The organism is Parabacteroides chongii, from assembly GCF_029581355.1.
GTDB lineage: Bacteria > Bacteroidota > Bacteroidia > Bacteroidales > Tannerellaceae > Parabacteroides > Parabacteroides chongii.
Map to the genome: position 1 here is coordinate 1,777,358 of NZ_CP120849.1, position 19,390 is coordinate 1,796,747.

Genomic DNA, 19,390 nt, shown 5'->3' on the forward strand with positions numbered 1-19,390 from the left:
GGAAGGCCACCCTGCAGATTGAAATAAACAATAAACTTATGAAACGGATAATATTCGGGATCATGCTGCTTGGCTGCATGGTACAGGGAGTTTTTGCTCAAAATTTAGGGATAAAAGGTTTGGTGAAAGATGGTCGGAACAAAGAACCTCTTGAGTTTGCCAATGTCGTTCTGCAAACGATGGATTCTACGTTTATTACTGGAACAACTACCGATGGAAAGGGGTATTTTGTTTTAGATAAAGTGAAATCCGGTGATTATCTGCTGGCTATCTCCAGCTTGGGATATGAGACGCAGTATGTTTCTTTAAAAGGATTTAATAAAAGTGTGACGTTGGGTGATATTCCGATGGAGGATGCGGCGGTCTCTTTGGATGGTGTTACAGTCAGTGCATCCAATACGAGCAGCCGTTCCGACCGGAAACTGGTTTTTCCGTCCGATCGGCAGGTAAAGGCTTCAACCAACGGTATGGATCTGTTGCAACAACTGATGCTGCCGAAGATACAGGTGAATCCGTTGTCAAGCGAAATTAAAGTGCCGGGAAACGGTGAAGTTCAGCTTCGTATAAACGGGGTGAAAGTGGAGCTGGATGAAATCAAATCGTTGTTGCCTTCTGATATCATCCGTATTGAATATCATGATAATCCCGGATTACGTTACGGTAATGCGGAAGTGGTACTCGATTATATTGTTCGTCGTCCGGAGACGGGGGGAAGTTTCAGCGTGGATATGAGTCAGGGAGTAAATGCCCTATGGGGAGAACATCGGGTTTCCGGGAAGATCAATCATAAGAAATCGGAGTTCGGTGCTTCCTATCGGATCGGTCCGCGCGATTTTTATGGTCTTTCCAGGGATAATGAAGAAATCTTTCATTTGGGTGACGGAACGGTTTTGCACCGGAAAGAAGAAGGTGAACCGGCTCATGGCCGTATGTTCATGCATAATCTGAACCTGAATTATAGCGTACAGGATCCCGAGAAGTATTTATTCAATGCTACATTCCGCTATTGGAATAACCATCAACCGCATTGGGATTACCGCGGTGTTTTATCCAATCAGGAAAATTTGTCGGACTATGTAAATATGGTAGACCTGAATAGTTCAGATAATCAGGTTCCTGCATTAGACTTATATTATCAGCGTAATTTGAAAAACGATCAGACGCTGGTTTTTAATGTGGTTGGAACCTACAACCGTACTTCTTCCCATCGTTTTTATCAGGAAAGTCGTGGTGAGGATCTGCTGACGGATATCGATAATCGTGTTTCGGGAAATAAATATTCGGTGATCGGTGAAGGTATTTATGAGAAAAAGCTGGAGAATGGGAACCGTTTGAGTACCGGTATTCGCCATACACAGTCGTTTTCCAATAATGAATATCGCAACGGGCACGATTATAATACTCGTATGAATCAGTCAGAAAGTTATCTCTACGGAGAATTCAAAGGAAAAGCCCGGAAGCTGGATTATACGCTAGGGGTTGGTGTGTCGCGTTCCTATTACAAACAGGATGGAACAGATGATTCTTACCAATATTATACGTTCAATCCTCGTTTTACATTACAATATGCTTTACCCGGACAATCGTTTATCCGTTTGAGAGGTTTTGTCGGTAATTCTTCTCCTTCATTGGGGAATTTGAGTGCTATCGAGCAGGTAATCGATTCTTTGCAGCTGCAACGCGGTAATCCGCAACTGGAGGCTTATATGCGCTATCGCCTGGCACTAACTTATGAATATCAGAAAGGTATCTTTTATACCAATTTGGACGGAGCCTATGAATATCTTCCCAATTCTATTATGGACGAGAAATATCAGGAAGGCAATAAGATCATCCAGACCTGGAATAACCAAAAGAACTGGCAACGCCTGACCGGTTCGGCTATGTTCCGTATCGGACCGATCAAAGACATTCTGCAGTTCTCGTTTACTGGTGGTGTGAATCATTATATCAGCAACGGAAACACTTATTCCCACCGCTATACGAACTGGTATTGTGAAGCACAGGCATCTCTCACCTGGAAAAAGTTCATGCTGATGTATCAGATGAATACGAACTGGAACTGGTTTTGGGGTGAAACTTTGGAAGGCGGTGAGAATATTCAGATGTTAATGGTGCGCTACAGTCATAAGAATCTGTCGCTGGGAGTAGGGGCAATTAACCCGTTCTCTGATAATTATAAGGTGAAGACAGAAAATTGGAACCAGTATGCATCTTATAAAAAAGCGATGTATATCAAAGAAAGCTCGCGTCTGTTCGTTGTCTCATTGACTTATAATTTCTCATTCGGTCGAACTTATAAGGCTGGTCAGAAACGTCTGAACAATGCAGATAACGACTCCGGTGTAATGAGTACGGGTAAATGATATTCTTTGTACCTTTGAAAAAAATTAAAGCGTATAATGTATGAAAGCAATTGAACCCAGTCTGATCAAGGACAACTTTATTGAGATGATCGGTAAAGAGTGGATGCTGGTAAGTGCCGGCGACAAGGAGAAGTTTAACATGATGACGGCCAGTTGGGGAGGCGTAGGTTTTCTTTGGAATAAACCTGTCGTATTCGTATTCATCCGTCCGGAACGATATACCCGTGAATTTGTCGATGAAAAGGGATGTTTTACGCTCTCTTTCCTGGGAGAAGAACACAAAGCGGCACATAAAATCTGTGGTTCTAAATCCGGACGTGATATTGACAAAGTTGCCGCAACCGGGTTGACTCCCTATTTTACTGAGCAAGGAAACCCCTGTTTTGAAGAGTCGCGGTTGACACTTGAGTGTAAGACGCTCTATGTGACAAAGATGGATAAGAATTGCTTTGTCGATCCGGCTTTGTATGAAAAATGGTATAGCGCGATGGCAGGTAATCCGCATAATGTATATGTGGCAGAAATACTGAATGCCTGGGAAAAGTGATTTTACCTTAATCCGAGTTCCCTAAGCATTTGCTCCGTATGAGTTAAGAAATACTTCGTCAATTGATAATGTTGTGTTTCCTCATACGGAGTAATTTTTGCCCCGTCTTCGTCGATCGAGTAGATGTCTGCATCCGGGTAAGCCATGATGATCGGCGAGTGGGTAGAAATGATCAACTGACAGCCTTGTGCGACGAGTTCATGGATGCGTACCAGCAAAGCCAGTTGGCGTTGAGGGGAGAGGGCCGCCTCCGGTTCATCGAGGATAAAGAGAGTGTTTCTTCCTGCGTAATTCAGGAAAGTGCTGAGAAAGCTTTCCCCGTGCGATTGTTCCAGTAAGCGTCGTCCGCCGTAGGCTCCCATCGAATAATCACGTCCATACTTCAGAATGTCTTTCATCGACTTGGCATCGATTTCGGCAGCATGATCGAAAAAGGATTCAGCGCGGAAAAAGAAGTGGTCGAAAGGTTTCCGCTCTTCAATCAGGCGAATGCACTGTGGCAGAACGTTTGAGTATGATTTCCATGCTTCAACACCGTCATAAAGCATTCCTTGTTGATCTTCGTCGCGTTCTTCATATTTGAACATGATACCTTCCAGCAGGGTCGATTTGCCTGCACCGTTTTCACCGACCAGAAAAGTAACCGGTTTACGGAAAACGATTGATTCGATATAGCGTACGGCTGCAGCGCGGAACGGGTATTTTAAGTCTTCTACCGGTCCTTCCACTTCTGCCGGATTGGTCAGTTTTACTTGTTTGAGGTAAATCATAGCTTTCTTTTTTACAAATGTATATAAACTTCTTTGCTTATTCAAACGACAGATAGGGTGTCAGCCTTTCCTTGTCGGTATCGGTAAATTCTTCCAGTAACTGAAAATTCTCCCAACCGGTCAGTTTCCCCTTTTGTTTTCGTAATTGTTCGATAATGCGGGCTTGCTGCTTGTTTATATAAGGATGTCTGTAGAGGTCTTGGATGTAAACTCGGTTTACAAATAATTTACAAATAGCTGACTTGTCTACCGAAAACCACGATTTCATCGCATTATATCGTTCCTCGTCGATCCCATATACTTCACAAAGTTGGGATACGGAATAGAAGCCTCCTAACAATTCTCTGTATTTAACAATCCGGCGGGCGAATGTGCTTCCGATGCCGGGTACTTTTTTTAGAATTGTCGTATCGGCGGTATTGAGCTCGACGATAGTTCCGACGGGATATTTTTCTGTTGGGGGAAAATACTTCCTTTCGGATGTATTTTTAGTTTCTCTCGGATGAAATTCTTTTTTCTCTCGGGAGAAATTATTTTTACTATCGGATGAGGGTATTTGCCGCTTCCCGGAATCAGGTCTGTTTACAGTTGTATCTGAAGTCATTGGGACCAGTTCCGCTGCCTTTTTATTTTCATCGGCAAAATATGCAGGTTTGTTGTCTGTCAGCAACAAAATGATCCAGGATATAGAGATCAGGCAGAGTAGGAGAGTAAGGGCCCTGCGTTCCCCTTTTGAAAAATAAAGTAAATCCCGCCAGTTCATAGTTTATAAAGATTATGGTTTGATATTTCGTCTGTTTCTGTTGCAAAGATATAAGTTACTGCCAATAAACAAGTAACTTATATCGTTTATTTTTCAAAACAAAACGGTTATCTTTTTGACCAGTCCCAATTCGTTCAGGAAAATAAGTCCGATCGCTGCAGGAGCGATGTATTTGATAAAGAAAGCATATGTGTTGAAGAAATAAAAAGTGATTGTCCCTTTGTTTGTCAATTCCTCTTTCAGAACTTTCTTTTCAATCCGCAGGCCGACGAAGATACAGATCATCATACCTCCGATAGGCATCATTATTTTGGCTGTCAGATAATCCAGTGCATCGAAAAGGATCATGCCTCCGATCGTGTATTCTTTAAGCAGGCCGAAAGATAATGAACTCAAAGCGCCGATGACGGCAACCCCTATGGAGACAATCCAGGCGGCTTTTTTTCGGGTCATGTGATATTCTTCATGTACATAAGCGGTAGCGACCTCGTGTAAAGAAATCGTAGAGGTCAATGCTGCCAAAGCCAGTAAAATAAAGAAAATGAGTGACCAGATATTTCCAAACGGCAGTTGTTCGAAAATATTGGGCAGAGTGATGAATACCAGCTCCGGACCTGCAGTCGGTTCGATACCGAAACTGAACACGGCAGGAAATACCATAATACCTGCCAGCAATGCTACGAAAGTATTCAGAACAGTTACCTGCACCGCCGTTAATTGCAGATTGGTCTCTTTCCCGAAATAAGAAGAATAGGTAATCAGACACCCCATACCGATACTCAGTGAAAAGAAAGTTTGTCCCATCGCACTCAGAACGACGGAAGAGGTGATCTTGTCGAAGTCAGGCTTGAACAGGAATGCCAATCCTTCATCCACTCCCGGTAAGGTGACAGAACGGATACACAAGACCAATAATATGATAAACAAGGCTGGCATCATAATCTTGGAAGCCCTTTCAATCCCTTTTTCTACACCCGAAACAATGATGAAATGCGTCAGTCCGATAAAGACAATCGTCCACATAATGGGTCGCAGGGCACTTGACGAAAACGCCTCGAAGTCTGATGTAAACTCTGCCGTTGTCTTTCCTGACAGCGAACCGGTCATCGCCTGCCATATATATTCCAGCGTCCAGCCGGAAACCACCGCATAAAAACCTAATATAAGAAAAGCCGCCAGGACACCGTTATAACCGATCAGCGACCATTTTGTACCCGGTGCCAGCTCCTTGAAAGCTCCGGCTGCATTTCTGCGTGAATGCCGGCCGATAAAAAATTCAGTAATCATGATGGGAAGTCCGAGCAAGACAGTACATATCATGAAAACCAACAGGAAAGCACCTCCGCCATTCGATCCTACCATATAAGGGAAACGCCAGATGCTCCCTAAACCTACTGCGCATCCGACGGTTGCTAATATTACTCCGATTTTGCTACCAAAAGTGACTCTCTCTTTATTTGCCATAACTGATTTATACTCTTTCTTTTTATTGTAAAACGACCCCGTCTTTGATATGTATCACGCGGTCTGTGTTTGCCGCCAGTTGTTCATCGTGGGTTACGATGACAAATGTCTGATGCATCTGGTCACGTAGCTCAAAGAAAAGGCTGTGTAATTCTTCTTTATTTTTGGTATCCAAACTACCGGAAGGTTCGTCTGCCAGGATCACTGACGGGTTATTGATCAACGCACGTGCTACGGCAACCCGCTGTTTTTCTCCTCCGGATAATTCTGCCGGCTTGTGAGTCATACGGTCTGATAGTTTCATGAAATCAAGAATCTCTTTCGCCCTTCTTTCTGCATCGGAAGCCTTTTCATGTGCAATCAGAGCAGGGATCATGACATTTTCCAGTGCCGTGAACTCTGGTAATAGCTGATGGAACTGAAAAACAAAACCGATATTCTTATTGCGGAAAGAAGCCAGTTCTTTTTCAGATAATTTGCCGGTTTCGGTCCCGTTGATGAACAATTGTCCGTTATCCGGTGTATCCAGCGTACCGATAATCTGAAGCAGCGTTGTTTTTCCCGCTCCGCTGGGACCGACAATCGCTACAACCTCACTCTTATTAATGGTCAGGTCAATGCCTTTCAGCACCTGTAAATTCCCGAAACTTTTGGTAATGCCTTGTGTCTGTATCATATTAGATATTTCTTATTACATAGGAAGCCAGATAACAACCGAAAATGGCGGGCATATATGCGACCGTTCCGGTGGTTGTCCGCTTGCATTGTTCGTTTTCCACCTCTACGATTGCGTTCGGATCGGCGAACTCGGTAGAGAAGACGACCGGAATGCCTTTGTTCACACCCAAATGGTGAAGACGTTTGCGTACCGCCCTTGCCAATGTGCAGTTGTAGCTCTTGGAAATATCGGCTATCTTCACCTGCGACGGATCGAGCTTGGCACCGGCTCCCATAGAGGAAACAATTGGAATATCATGTTTGTTGGCATAAGCCAACAGGTACACTTTCGGGCTGAGCGAATCGATGGCATCCACGATGAAATCGTATTTTTGAGAAGAAAGAACTTCATCCGTCCGTTCGTCGCGCAGGAATTCATTGAGTATTGTCAGCTTTAACCTGGGATTGATATCGAGTAGACGTCGGCCGACGACTTCAGCTTTCTGCATCCCCAATGTAGAATGCAAAGCAGGCAATTGCCGGTTGATATTGCTTTCATTTACCGTATCCGCATCGACAATGGTCATATGTCCGATTCCGGCCCGGCAGATCTGCTCGGCTGCATACGCTCCGACACCTCCCAATCCTACAACCAGCACATGGCAATGTGATAAGTACTCCATCCGTTCGGCACCGAGTAAAAGTTCCGTCCGTGTGTTCCAATTGTAACTCATTAATATGTTTTTGAGCACAAAAGTAATAAATCAATCAGAAACCGCCTTTTTATTAGTCATCTTTTAACTATTCCTTTATTTTAGGCTTGTCCGGATGATTAAAAAGCAGTAATATTGTGCGCTTAAATTTAAAATACGATGAAGATAAGACGCTATTTGATGCTTTTTGCAGCATGTACTCTCTTTTTAGGGAAAAGTTTTGCTGCCAATAATGAGAAACCGTTCGTGATACCGGAATTACAGGAATGGAGAGGTGCTCAGGGAATGTTTACACCCTCGGCAACTTCCCGTATCGTTTGGCAGGGGAAAGATTCGGCTGTAGCCCGTGTAGCCAATCAGTTTGCAGAAGATTATGAGACGATGTTCGGGCGTAAACTGACTGTTGTACAGGGCAGAGCTTCTGCCGGTGATTTTGTTTTTTCTTTGTCCGGCGACCGGCAATTGGGTGAAGAAGGATATGCTGTCCGGATTGCAGACCGTGTAAACGTATCCGCTCCTAAAGCAAAAGGTTTATACTGGGCGACCCGTACACTCCTGCAAATGACCGAACAAAACAGTGATCAGGCATTGCCTAAAGGTTCGATGCGCGATTATCCCGACTATGCGATCCGTGGCTTTATGATGGATTGCGGACGAAAATTCATTCCGATGGATTTTCTGCGCGATTATGTAAAGATGATGGCTTATTATAAGATGAATACTTTTCAGATCCATCTGAACGACAATGCATTTAAACAGTATTTCGAACATGACTGGAATAAAACCTATGCCGCATTCCGCCTGGAAAGTGAATTTTTCCCTGGACTGACTGCCCGTGACGGTTATTATACAAAGAAAGAATTTATTGATTTTCAGCTGATGGCCGATAGCCTCGGAGTCGAGATCATTCCGGAAATAGATGTTCCCGCCCATTCATTGGCACTGACGCAGTATCGTCCGGAGATCGGTAGCGAAGAATATGGTATGGATCACCTGGATTTGTTCAAACCGGAAACCTACCAGTTTGTCGATAGCCTGTTCCGTGAATATCTGGAAGGACGAAATCCGGTCTTTATCGGAAAACGAGTACATATCGGAACCGATGAATATTCGAATAAAAAGAAAGATGTAGTAGAGAAATTCCGTGAATTCACCGATCATTATATCCGTTTTGTAGAAGGCTTCGGCAAGCAGGCCTGTGTCTGGGGAGCTTTGACCCATGCAAACGGCGATACTCCCGTTAAGTCTGAAAACGTTTTGATGAGTGCCTGGTATAACGGCTATGCAGATCCGAAGGAGATGATCAAACAGGGATATGACCTGGTCAGTGTTCCCGACGGTTATTTGTATATCGTTCCGGCTGCCGGTTATTATTACGATTATCTGAATACGGAGAAATTATATAAAGACTGGACACCGGCACATATCGGTAAAGAAGTTTTCCCTGAGAGACACAAACAGATCAAAGGTGGAATGTTTGCCGTGTGGAACGACCATGCAGGCAACGGAATCAGTACGAAAGATATTCACTACCGTGTATTCCCGGCGATGCAGACATTGGCTGTTAAGATGTGGACGGGCAAAGACTGTAAGGTTCCTTACGAGACCTTTAATACGAAGCGTACCGCATTGGGCGAAGGTCCCGGTGTAAATATTGCCGGACGCATGGGAAACAAGCCTCGTGCTGTCTACAACCAGGATGTTTTAAAACCGAATACAAAGACGGGGCTGAAAGAGATCGGTTATCATTATACAGTTTCATTTGATGTCCAGTCCGTTAAAGAGGAACCCGGAACAGAACTATTCCGTTCTCCCGATGCCGTATTTTATTTGTCCGATCCAGTCAGCGGTAAATTAGGTTTTGCCCGTGACGGTTATCTGAATACATTCAATTATCAGTTCTATCCCGAAGAGGAAGCATCCGTAGCAATCAGTGGTGATGAAAAAACAACACGTTTGTATATTAACGGAGACCTGAAAGAAGAACTGAATATTCAGAAACGTTTCTTTAATGGTGGAAAAGATTCTATGAGTTATGTACGGACATTGGTCTTTCCTTTAGAGAAAACAGGTGATTTCAAGAGTACGATTAAGAATGTAGAGGTGCTGAACTATTGTAAGTAAGGAGCAGAAGGGGCATAGATATATATTATAAAAACGAAAAGCAGGAATAATTATCCTGCTTTTCGTTTTTGTCTTTATTCCGGTTGATAATCTTCACCGTTTTGCCATGCATCCGGATTGTTCCAGTTTTCTTTCAGGTGGTTGATCCAGATCTGACGGATTTCGGGGAAGTCACCCAGAGCTTTGATGTTACATCCGTTTTCGATACCGTGGTCGGCATCAGCCTGATCACTCGGGTGCGTTTCAGTCTGGTCTACCTTGAAGCCCATGTTTTGCAGTTTCAGACGCCAGCAGCTGTCCGACTGAGGAGCGGCATTGCTTGAGTCTTCACCTTCTTCCAGACCCCAAAGGTCGTTGTGAGCGTGGTCACCGGCGATAGACATGAACGGAGCCAGGAATACGGTTACTTCTTCCGGTTTCAGATTGTTTGTTTTGCAATAGTTCATCAACTTAGAGTAGATACATTCCGGGTTGGGAGTATCCAAAGGCTGTCCAGTTTCTTCGTTCAACGGCCAGAACAACATCTTACCATAGTCAACAGTACCTACGAATACGTTGTCAAATTCCGTTTTGGCCTGCATGGCTTCTTCGGTGTCAACATATTTTTGGTTGGCATTGTAGTTGTCGTCCGGATTACCATGTCCCATCAATAATAAGACATTATGCTTGTCTGCTAATGATGTTTTGTAATGGTTGTACAAAGTCGTTGCAACTGCCTCCGTGTCATCGTCAGTAGAAAGCAGGTTGGCGCTTCTCAGGACGTTTACACTGGGATAGTCGCGTATCATGAAGTCCTTTTTTACAGTACCGTTCATAACGGCAAGATATTCTTCACCCGGGATAACGTGCAGAGACTGTACGGCAATTTTCGGGTATCCGGCTTCGGCGAAGGCATTCAACCAAGTATCTACGTGGTAGAAAGCGCTGTCGCGTGTAGCTTCCAGACGGCCGATGCAAGTGTTTGAAGAGAAAGACAGATAAACGTCTGCATCGGGGAAAGCGGCCTTAAATTCATCAACAATATCGTCGTAGATGTGAGTTGCTTCGTTGTAGGTACTTCCGAAAGAGCAGAGAAGGATAGCTGTATCCTTGCTTTTTACTGATTTTACATACTCTTCGGCGGGGTTCTGTGTGCTTTCCACATCGTCGTCGTCACTACAAGAAGTGAATCCTACGCTTGTTGCCGTCATTAAAGCGGCTGCCATAAGGCAATACTTAAACTTGTTCATACTTATAAAATTTAAAAAGATGTTGACCTATTTGTTCTTGTTGTGGAATTTCACCGTGATGGATGCATAGAAATTGCGTCCGGGGCTGGTCGTTCCACGATTGCGTCCGAAAGGAGTGCGGTCGATATAATTGAAGATATTGTCTACACCGACATTTCCCGTCAGGTCCCAATGTTTGAGTTTCAGGAAAGAGTGGCTTGTGTTGATGCGCCAGATGTTGTATCCGTCTGCATTATTGTCCGACATATAGAAGCGCTTGGACTGATATTTTCCGTATACCCCGATGCCCAGTCGATAACGCTTCCAGGTATGCTTCCAGGTCGCGTTGAGCGTAGCATTGTGATGGGAAGTGGCGTCGATGGGGATATATTGCATGTAGCGCGTGTCGTATTCATCTTCTACATACAATGCCTTTGCGTCGGTGTAGCTGTATCCGCCACCCAGGGAAAGAGCCTTGGTGATGTTGTAGGTAAATGAGATGTCGGCGCCGTACACTCTGGCTTTCGACAGGTTCTTGTATTGCTTTGTTTCCTCTACTTCCTGTAGCTTGTTTTCGGCAGAGGTCGGGACTGTAGTCAGGGCAATCATGTTACGGATTGCGTTATGATAACCCGTAACGCTGATTTGAAACTTATTGATGATGTATTCAGCACCCAGCGAAACATATTGCGAGGTCTGCGGCTTCAGGTCGCTGTTGCCGTAATAGGCTTTTAATTTGCCCATCATGGTGCCGATATAGTCGTAATATAGCTCCTGCGTGGTGGGGGCTTTGAAGCCGAGCGACCAGGTTCCGCGCAGGTTGAAGTCGTTCAGTTTATAGAGAGCGGACACTTTGGGGGTTAGCTTGGCTGCGAACTCTTTATGATATACTCCTCGCAGGCCGGCTGTCACGATGAAGCGGTCTGTCAGGAGCCATTCGTCTTGTGCATAGGCAGAAAGCGTATAGACGGAGGCTGAGGTGCGGTTGTCCATATGATGCGGCGATTCGAGGTTTTCCCACAGATATTCCAAACCGGTATTCAACGTATGGTTATCACCGAAATAGAAAACGCCTTTTGCCTGTCCGGTCAGTTGCTTTTGTATCTTTTGTTTGAGGCGTTGTCCGGCGTAGAAGGTCACGCGCTTACCGTCGATGAAATAGTCGGTATAAGCATTGTGCGTGTAGTCGTAGAAATAGCCGAACCGGCCGTAATCGACATCAAAAGCCAGATAGTTCCGTCCTTTCATATTCCATTTGGCTCCTCCTGCGAATGTATAGTTTCGATAATAATAATTGTAAGGATAATATTTATAGGCTCCGAACGTACGGTACATCCAACGTTCGTAATGTGAACCTTCAGCTGTCAGTTCCAGTTTGTCGTTGACCTTATATGACAGAAATTCGTTGATTGTATAATTATCGGAACGGTTGACTGTCTTGCTGACTGAACCGGACTTGAGCTGGTGCTGGTCCCATTCCTTGTCTGTGTTTCTCCATCCGTCCGTATGCTTGTAGCTGAAAGAAGTAGTCGAATTTAGCTTGCCGATTTGAATGCCGACCGTATTGTTCTGGCGGATGTCTCCATATTCACCGACACGGGTTGTGTTGGAGACGTTCACCGCTTCCCTGTTTCGTTTGGTGATAATGTTGATGACACCTGCGATGGCGTCGCTTCCATATAAAGAAGAAGAGGCCCCTTTTACAATCTCGACGCGTTCGATGTCGGCAATATTGATCCGGTTCAGATCCTTCTGGCCGCCTACATCCCCGTTCATGCGTTTTCCGTTTATAAGGATCAGAATATAGTCGTTGTCAAGACCATTCATCTGCAAGTGTCCGCCCATATCGCCTTCATTGAAGGTTAGCGAAGGGCAAAGGCCGCCCAGCAGGTCTTCCATGCTGCGGGCCTGGTATTGTTCCAGCGCTTTGCTGGTAATGACCTCTGTCTGTACGGGGGCATCTTTCAGATAATGCTCGGTGCCGGTACCGGTTATGACGACTTCGTCCAACTGTACCGTCAGTTCTTTCCCGTCTTTACTCAGGATACTTTGCGCATAGGCAGATTGCATGCTACATAGTAGAATGAAAGCCGATAGCAGATACTTCATATCGTGTTTTATTTAGTTTAATAAATAAAACATCAAGTTTCTCTTTTTTAAAAGAAATGTCACAAAAGCTTTTACGTGGGTGAACGTATAATCGAATGGACACAGACTTCTGAACCTGGAAGCTTGGTGTTTATTATAAATAAATTTAGCAGGTATTCTGGCTTTCCTCTGGTTAGAAACCTTCCCATTTCGATTATTGAAACAGTGGCATTAGAACTTCTAACCAACATAATGAGGATTTACAGCTGCAGGTACAGCTCCGGATTTACACCGGATTCCCTTGAATCAGTCTGCGAAACAAACCGATTACTAAATCACGAGTGCAAAGATACTACATTATTTTATTATATGATTCTTTTACTAAAAAAATGTAGTATCTATGTCCTTGATTTCTATTTGTTTTACTTTTTAAATTTCACAGCCAGACTAATGTAAACAGCCCGTCCGGGGTTTATCGTGGAGAAATTACTGTTCCAGGGGCGGTCGTCGCGGTTGTTAAATAAGTTTTCGATACCGATTCCCGGTTCCAGGATAAATGCGTCCAGGTTGAATGAGTGGCGGGTGTTCAAATCCCATTGCTGGTATTTTGGGGCGTAGCCGTATGTGCTGGAATAGCGTTCGCCCTGGATATGTCCGCTCAGGTTTACATTCAGGTGGTAGTTGTTCCAGTCATGATCCCAACGCGCATGTATATTGGCAGCATTCTTTACGCTTTTATCGACAGGGGTAATTACGACAATATCAGCTCCGGTTTTGCTGTCGTGTTCCAATGTCTTTGCTTCGCTGTCTGTGTAGATATAACCTCCGCCTACGGTGAATCCGGCTCCTGCGTAGATATTTGCGTTTACACTGATCCCTTTGATTTTAGCCCGGTTCACATTGTCGCGCTGGCGGATGGTAGAGAATTTCTCATGCAGCTCATCCAGTCCCATCTGGTGAATCTCTTCATCGCTTAATACGCGGTAATCGATCATGTCTTTAATATCGTTGTAGAATCCGGTGGCCGATATTGAAAAACGTGAGCATGTATATTCGCCGTTCAGTGAAAAGAAATTACTCTTTTCCGGTTTCAGGTCGGGGTTTCCAACCGTATAACGGTTTGAAGTTTTCGACTCGTCCGTTGCGTATAGTTGGGACAATGTAGGCGAACGGAAGCCTGTTGCGTACGATGCACGGAAATTAAATCCTTTGAGTTTGTACATAAGGGCGACATTCGGAGTGGCATAGTTTTTAAAATTCTCATTGTAGAGATAGCGCACGCCCAAGACTGCCTGTAGGTTTCTTAGTATCGTAATTTCATCCTGTGCAAAAAGTGCAATCGTGTACATGCTCTTGAAGCTGATGTTATCCGATTGGCTTCTGAAGTTTTCATTGATATACTCGATACCTGTGGATACTTTATTCCACGTGTTAGGTTTGAAAATACCTTTTACGGTTGCATCGTAATAAGTCGTTTCTTTACGGGTTTCTTTATCGCCTCGCTTGAAATCACCGGTTTTGAGGAAATAGTCATATTTTGAGGTGTAATTGTCGGCAAAGAAGTCGGCATCGATGTAAGCGGATTTGTTGATCATATATTTGGCACCGGCACCATAGGTGTAGGTTTCATGCGCCATGTTATAGGTATAGGCCTGTGTCTCTTCATAGATCGGGTTGCCGTTTTCGTCTTTCTTTTTTCCTTTCTTAAAATACGTAGCTGTTTCCGGTCGGCGTGTGTTATAGTCATAGTAATTACCACGTACGTAGAAAGATAAGCGGTCGGTTGCATTGTAAGCAAAACGTTGGCTGATATTGTCGGAGAGGAATCCGGTAGACATCGGGCGGCCTGTTTTATAACCGTTTTCGTCGAGATCATTCACTTGCCAGTTATCCGCTTCCCTACGCTGGTATGAAGTATAAGATGAAAATTTACCGGCATTTACGTCTACATTTATATTTTCGCTGAACCGTCCTTTACTGGTATAATGGGTGTAGTTGGATACATTCACTGCATTCTTGGTATCATCTGTAATAATATTGATAACGCCGCCGATTGCATCGCTGCCGTAAAGGGCGGAAGCTGCCCCGCTCAGGATTTCGATACGCTTTATATTGGCGATATTGATACGTGTATAACGGTCGTCACCGGTCAGGCGTTTACCGTTTTCCAGCAGTAGCATATAGTCTTCGTTCATGCCGTTCAGGCTCAGTGTCGTTCCCATTCCGTTTGTCATGGTTGTTACATTCGGAGTCAGTTTGACCAGGGCATCTTCCAGGTTGGTTACGTTGGCATTTCCCAGGTCTTTGGCTGTGATCACCTGTATGGGGACAGGAGAGTTGGTCATGCGGCGGTGGGTTCCCGTACCGGTTATAACGACTTGTCCCAGGTTGATATAGCTTTCGTTCATCTTGATCAGGATATTTTCATCCTGGCTGTCTGCGGTATATTTCTGGGGAAGGAAACTAACATGTGTTACACTCAGCGTATGTTCACCTTCCGGCAGGTTGCTGATATTGAATTCTCCTTTACCATTGGTTGTGCATCCTGCCAGGCTATGGTCTATGCGGATATTGGCTCCTACGACAGGTTCGTTGGTTTCAGCGTTTACGACTTTCCCTTTCAGGGCGGTTTGAGCGAACATAGATACTACTATCCAACTGATAGCAGCTGTGAGTAAACATTTCTTTTTCATCGAAATTGTTTGTATAAGAATTAATAATTCACTTTCCTGGCCCGGGAAAGCTTGATTATTTGTCTGATCTGGCAGGTTTCCTGGCTTAACCCTGAAAAGCACCTTCCCATTTCTTATAAACGAAACAGTGGCATAAGAAACTTTTCTTCGGATACGGGTATTACAGTAGCGGGCACTGCTTCGGATTGTCACCGAATTCCCTTTTATGCAGGTACAGAATGAACCGGCATCACCAAATCGGGCGCAAAAGTAGTTTTTTATTTAATATCTTTATGCTTACTTAGGCAATAAAAGTATGCAAACGTTATATTTTGGGGAGTTGCCGGTTATTATGTAAAAACAGTCGGACTCCTTCCGTATGTCAAAGAATGAATTAAAAGAAGCCCTTGTACCTCTTAATTGTTAATCAGGGAGATACTATGTGTTAAATCTTTACCTTTTGTTGCTACCCTCTACACCCTGCCGGATTACCCTGTACACCCTGTGCGGGCAGCCTCTACACCCTGGTCGGCTACCCTGTACAGGGTGGTTTTAGCAGGTCGGGACTTTTGTGTTAGTTTGTAGGGACTTAACAGGTAGTTGTCTGCCTTTTAACAGATAGTTTGTTAGGGTTACTGTGACAGATGACAGACTCTGTTGCAGATAAAAAAAGTATCTGCAACGCCTTTATCTGCTGGATGTCTGATTATTACAAAGATGGGTGACAGATGGCAGATACTTTTCTAAAACTTTATGTAGGATTGCGATGTAAAAGACGTATTTGCCTTGCAATAGGAGGAAGTAATCAATCAGAACCGGACCTGTAGCCGCAGTTGCATCATGTTAATTTCGCATTTTCCTAATGTCGAGTATTTATCCATCCAGAGATGTGCGTAATTCAGGCGGGAGGAAATGTACTTGTTGAAATAGTAGTTGATGCCGATCGACAGGTCGTGCTGGCTTCCTCCTGTCATGTTGCTGCTGAAGTCATTCAGATTGGTGTAATTATAGCGGCAGGCGAGCAGGATCGAGTGGGGTTCTTCCGGCATGACCGGTACGGCATCGAGGGTGTCGTAAGCGTACTTTGTGCCTTTCAGCAGGAAACCTCCCATAATATAGCCGCCATGAGCGGAATAGGAGGGCTTATGGTTCTTACGGTGGATATTCGTATATAAAAACTCGGTCTGAAGCAGCCATTTATGGCGGAAGAACAGGCATTCCACGTTAGACTGGACCTGGTTTCTCGCCTCTCCGACAGTCAGCTCTAACGTCCGCGGGGAAGGGATATAGGTGACACCTTTACTTTTTAACCGGATTTGTTGAGCCTGTGTTTCCGTATCTTCGTCCGGTACTTTGAATAAGGCACCGGTTCCGATATGAAATAATTGTCCGGACGAATTGATCGGCCGCCATACGATACGCCCTGAGAAGTTGTAACCGGGTTTGGTTGTTTCGGTGAAGCTGAGGCCGTCGCCGCAGAATGCGCCTGCAGATAAATAATATGAAGGGAGGGAACGCGTATAGGATACACCGATCCGGCGGTCCGGGTAGAACGTTTCGGATACGTTGGAGGCTGTGTTGAAGATAAGATCGTTCGTGCTGGTCGATTGGTCTATGCTGTAATAACCGAGCATATAGCCGGCACGAAAGTAGTTTCCGTCTTTCCCGTATTCGGTAAAGGCATCTTTCAAGGTGACCTTATTGTTAGCAAAACCGACATCGATCTTGGTATACCAGCAGGAATAGATACGGACTTTTGCCGCTAGTCGTACATCCGAAATATGTGCACCTGCGTGCAATGCTTCAGGCGAATGAATATAGACACCGCCATCCAAAAGTAAACGTCCGGATAGCTTCCAGTTGATAGGAGAGGAGTCGGGCGTTGCGAAAACAGGTAAAGTTATAAGTAGAATCAGAAATAAGGTTGCTATATGTTTCATGAAAAATGTACCTTTACAGTATGAAACCGTAAAGGTACAAAAAAATGGAAAAAATTGAAGTGATATTGTAAAGATATTGGTTATAGACCGAGCTTACATTCTTTACTAAATAAGTAACTAAAAAGACCAGTGCTGTTGTATGATTGCTAGTCTCGATCTTTTTTAAGTATCTTTGGAGTCAGTTTTTATTATGTTGCTTTGTATTTGAGATATTTTATAGATTGATTTTTTTAATTATTTGTCCTTTAGTATCTAAAACAGTAAGAAGCATTTCTTTCCCTTTTTTAGCCAGGATCATGATTGTTGCATTTTCCGGTTTGTTTCCTCCACCGATAATTACCGGGAAATTATTCTCCTTACTATTTTTAGGGTAATATGCAAAGCGATGTATATGTGCATTGATACATATATCAAAAGATGCATTTGAAAGAAGATTTTCCCATAACTCCCGACAAGGAAGATAGGCTTTTTCGGGCATTCCATATAATGGTATATGATGGATCAGAACTTTTTTTGAGGCTTTCTTGAACTCTTTTCCTTTTAGTTCGTTTTTTAGGAAATTGATTTGTTCAGAGCGTAACTTATCAAAATTATTCAGATTATAATATACCCATGTTGTGTCAGGTTTATCTTCACCGCAGTCCAACATTATGAAACGTGTATCTCCCCAGTTGAAGGCTCCATAAGTTTTATCTCCCACATAGTCGAATAGTTCGCGTAGTTGTATGGAATAGGCATTACGTATTTCGTGATTACCTCGTAAATAAAAGACCGGAGTATTTTCTGCGCCCACCTTTTCATTTAAATAGGACAAAAAACGAACCGCTTGTTCTTCGTTATACGGATCATCAATGCAGTCTCCGTTAAATAGAACGAAGTCATAGTTTATATCTTTTACTTGTTCTGTTAGCATTTCTAAAACTTGGTTGTTTTTGTGAAGATCATTTAAGATGATTGCCGTGAAATCAGATGTATCTTTTGCAGGAACAGTGAAAGAGTAAATATCAGAATAAGCAGTATTGCCAAATTCTTTTTTGTAAGCTTCATATAAAGTGATTTCTTGCGAACATACACGATAATAGTAGATTTTTCCAGGCTGTAAATTAGCCAGCCTTATTTTATGATGCTTATTATTGCATATAATCTGTCCGTCAACAATGTTTTCTTCCCGGTTTCTCAGATTCAGATCTGTACCATATTCGACCCAACTGTGAACCGGAACATGGGTCAGCCAGGAAACGGTGATACCGTTTCCTGTTGGGTTCTGTAAATATGGTTTTGTCCGAAAAATGTCAATAACATTTGCTTTTAGACGTACATCGACGAATAAAGGCAGATGATCGGAAGCTGTTTGTTCTTCCTGAAGTACTTGACGCTGTAAAACACTGTATGAGTTCCCATTATTATATCCATATATAAAATCAATACATCTGTTTGGATTAACCACCGGAATAGTGTTTACCTTATAATTATTCAACGGTATAAACTTTTCTTGCAAGGCGACTTGTGTCGGTGATCCCTGGACAGAATTCATATCTCCCGCAAGAAATAATGGTTTTGTTATACCTTTTAATTCTTCAAAGATTATAGGGACTGACAAGATTTGATCTTCCTTGGTCAAAGAGAAATGGCTGCAACAAAGAATATATTTTTCAAATTCTGTTATTAGTAGCAACCGATTTTCTTCACGTCCGGGTAGTTTTACTGTCTTGTAATTTAAAGGTTTTTCTTTAGAAAGAATACCAATACCATATTTCCCCCCTTGATAGTCTATGGAAGCACCATAAACGTAATGCATGAGTGTCCTTTCTGACAACTCTTTTAATGCAAATACACCTTGGTTCCTCTCCGTTACACTATCGAGTTCCTGTACAGCTACCACATCCGGATTTACTCGATTGATAATATCGGCAACTCTTTGGTAATTTATAATATCATCCATCCCTCGGCAGTTTCGTACATTGTAACTCATTATACGTAACGAGTTTTCTTCTTTCGGTTCTATGTCATTTCGAGCATGAACGGCTAGCCCCAGCAACAAGCCGGTGATTAGTAAAAAATATTTCTTCATGGCTGTA

Annotated in this window: 13 protein-coding genes and 2 riboswitches; of the genes, 3 read left to right on the top strand and 10 right to left on the bottom strand. The window is 43.5% G+C overall.

The window, feature by feature from the left end; genetic code table 11:
* The first annotated feature begins 38 nt into the window (after positions 1 to 38).
* Entirely contained in the window at positions 39 to 2,366 is a 2,328-nt protein-coding gene (locus P3L47_RS06730; protein ID WP_277783099.1) for a TonB-dependent receptor, read from the top strand.
* Between the two features lie 40 nt (positions 2,367 to 2,406).
* Complete coding sequence (locus tag P3L47_RS06735) at positions 2,407 to 2,913, top strand: flavin reductase family protein (RefSeq protein WP_277783100.1); 507 nt, start codon at positions 2,407 to 2,409, stop codon at positions 2,911 to 2,913.
* Between the two features lie 2 nt (positions 2,914 to 2,915).
* Here P3L47_RS06735 and P3L47_RS06740 read toward each other — a convergent pair whose 3' ends face one another.
* From P3L47_RS06740 to P3L47_RS06760, 5 genes are all read right to left on the bottom strand, one after another.
* Entirely contained in the window at positions 2,916 to 3,683 is a 768-nt protein-coding gene (locus tag P3L47_RS06740; RefSeq protein WP_277783101.1) for an AAA family ATPase, read from the bottom strand.
* 37 nt (positions 3,684 to 3,720) lie between these two features.
* Positions 3,721 to 4,446: a ComEA family DNA-binding protein gene (locus P3L47_RS06745; protein ID WP_277783102.1), complete on the bottom strand. Its 726-nt coding sequence runs from the start codon at positions 4,444 to 4,446 to the stop codon at positions 3,721 to 3,723.
* Positions 4,447 to 4,539: 93 nt separating this feature from the next.
* Positions 4,540 to 5,910, bottom strand: coding sequence for a sodium-dependent transporter (locus P3L47_RS06750; RefSeq protein ID WP_277783103.1), 1,371 nt, complete (start codon positions 5,908 to 5,910; stop codon positions 4,540 to 4,542).
* 22 nt (positions 5,911 to 5,932) lie between these two features.
* Entirely contained in the window at positions 5,933 to 6,586 is a 654-nt protein-coding gene (locus P3L47_RS06755) for an ABC transporter ATP-binding protein (RefSeq protein WP_277783104.1), read from the bottom strand.
* A gap of 1 nt (position 6,587) precedes the next feature.
* The gene (locus P3L47_RS06760; RefSeq protein WP_277783105.1) at positions 6,588 to 7,301 is read right to left on the bottom strand and encodes a tRNA threonylcarbamoyladenosine dehydratase; all 714 of its coding nucleotides are present in this window, start codon (positions 7,299 to 7,301) and stop codon (positions 6,588 to 6,590) included.
* A 138-nt stretch (positions 7,302 to 7,439) separates the two neighbouring features.
* On the opposite strand from P3L47_RS06760, the gene P3L47_RS06765 reads away from it, so the two are divergent.
* Positions 7,440 to 9,404 carry a family 20 glycosylhydrolase gene (locus P3L47_RS06765; protein ID WP_277783106.1) on the top strand — a complete coding sequence of 655 codons (1,965 nt, stop codon included), beginning with the start codon at positions 7,440 to 7,442 and terminating at the stop codon, positions 9,402 to 9,404.
* A gap of 74 nt (positions 9,405 to 9,478) precedes the next feature.
* Here the strand turns inward: P3L47_RS06765 and P3L47_RS06770 are convergent, their stop codons facing one another.
* The 5 genes from P3L47_RS06770 to P3L47_RS06790 all read right to left on the bottom strand — a co-directional run bounded on the left by P3L47_RS06770 (position 9,479) and on the right by P3L47_RS06790 (position 19,383).
* The gene (locus tag P3L47_RS06770) at positions 9,479 to 10,633 is read right to left on the bottom strand and encodes a sirohydrochlorin cobaltochelatase (RefSeq protein ID WP_277783107.1); all 1,155 of its coding nucleotides are present in this window, start codon (positions 10,631 to 10,633) and stop codon (positions 9,479 to 9,481) included.
* A gap of 27 nt (positions 10,634 to 10,660) precedes the next feature.
* Positions 10,661 to 12,721 (bottom strand): TonB-dependent receptor plug domain-containing protein, encoded by a 2,061-nt coding sequence (locus P3L47_RS06775; RefSeq protein ID WP_277783108.1) that lies wholly within the window; start codon positions 12,719 to 12,721, stop codon positions 10,661 to 10,663.
* Between the two features lie 130 nt (positions 12,722 to 12,851).
* Positions 12,852 to 13,050, bottom strand: a riboswitch (cobalamin riboswitch).
* Between the two features lie 72 nt (positions 13,051 to 13,122).
* A complete protein-coding gene (locus tag P3L47_RS06780) occupies positions 13,123 to 15,393 on the bottom strand; it encodes a TonB-dependent receptor (RefSeq protein WP_277783109.1) in 2,271 nt (756 codons plus the stop codon).
* A 53-nt stretch (positions 15,394 to 15,446) separates the two neighbouring features.
* Positions 15,447 to 15,645: riboswitch (cobalamin riboswitch) on the bottom strand.
* 536 nt (positions 15,646 to 16,181) lie between these two features.
* On the bottom strand, positions 16,182 to 17,312 hold the full coding sequence (locus P3L47_RS06785) for an OprO/OprP family phosphate-selective porin (RefSeq protein WP_277783110.1): 1,131 nt from the start codon (positions 17,310 to 17,312) through the stop codon (positions 16,182 to 16,184).
* Positions 17,313 to 17,526: 214 nt separating this feature from the next.
* Positions 17,527 to 19,383: a metallophosphoesterase gene (locus tag P3L47_RS06790; RefSeq protein WP_277783111.1), complete on the bottom strand. Its 1,857-nt coding sequence runs from the start codon at positions 19,381 to 19,383 to the stop codon at positions 17,527 to 17,529.
* Positions 19,384 to 19,390 lie beyond the last annotated feature (7 nt).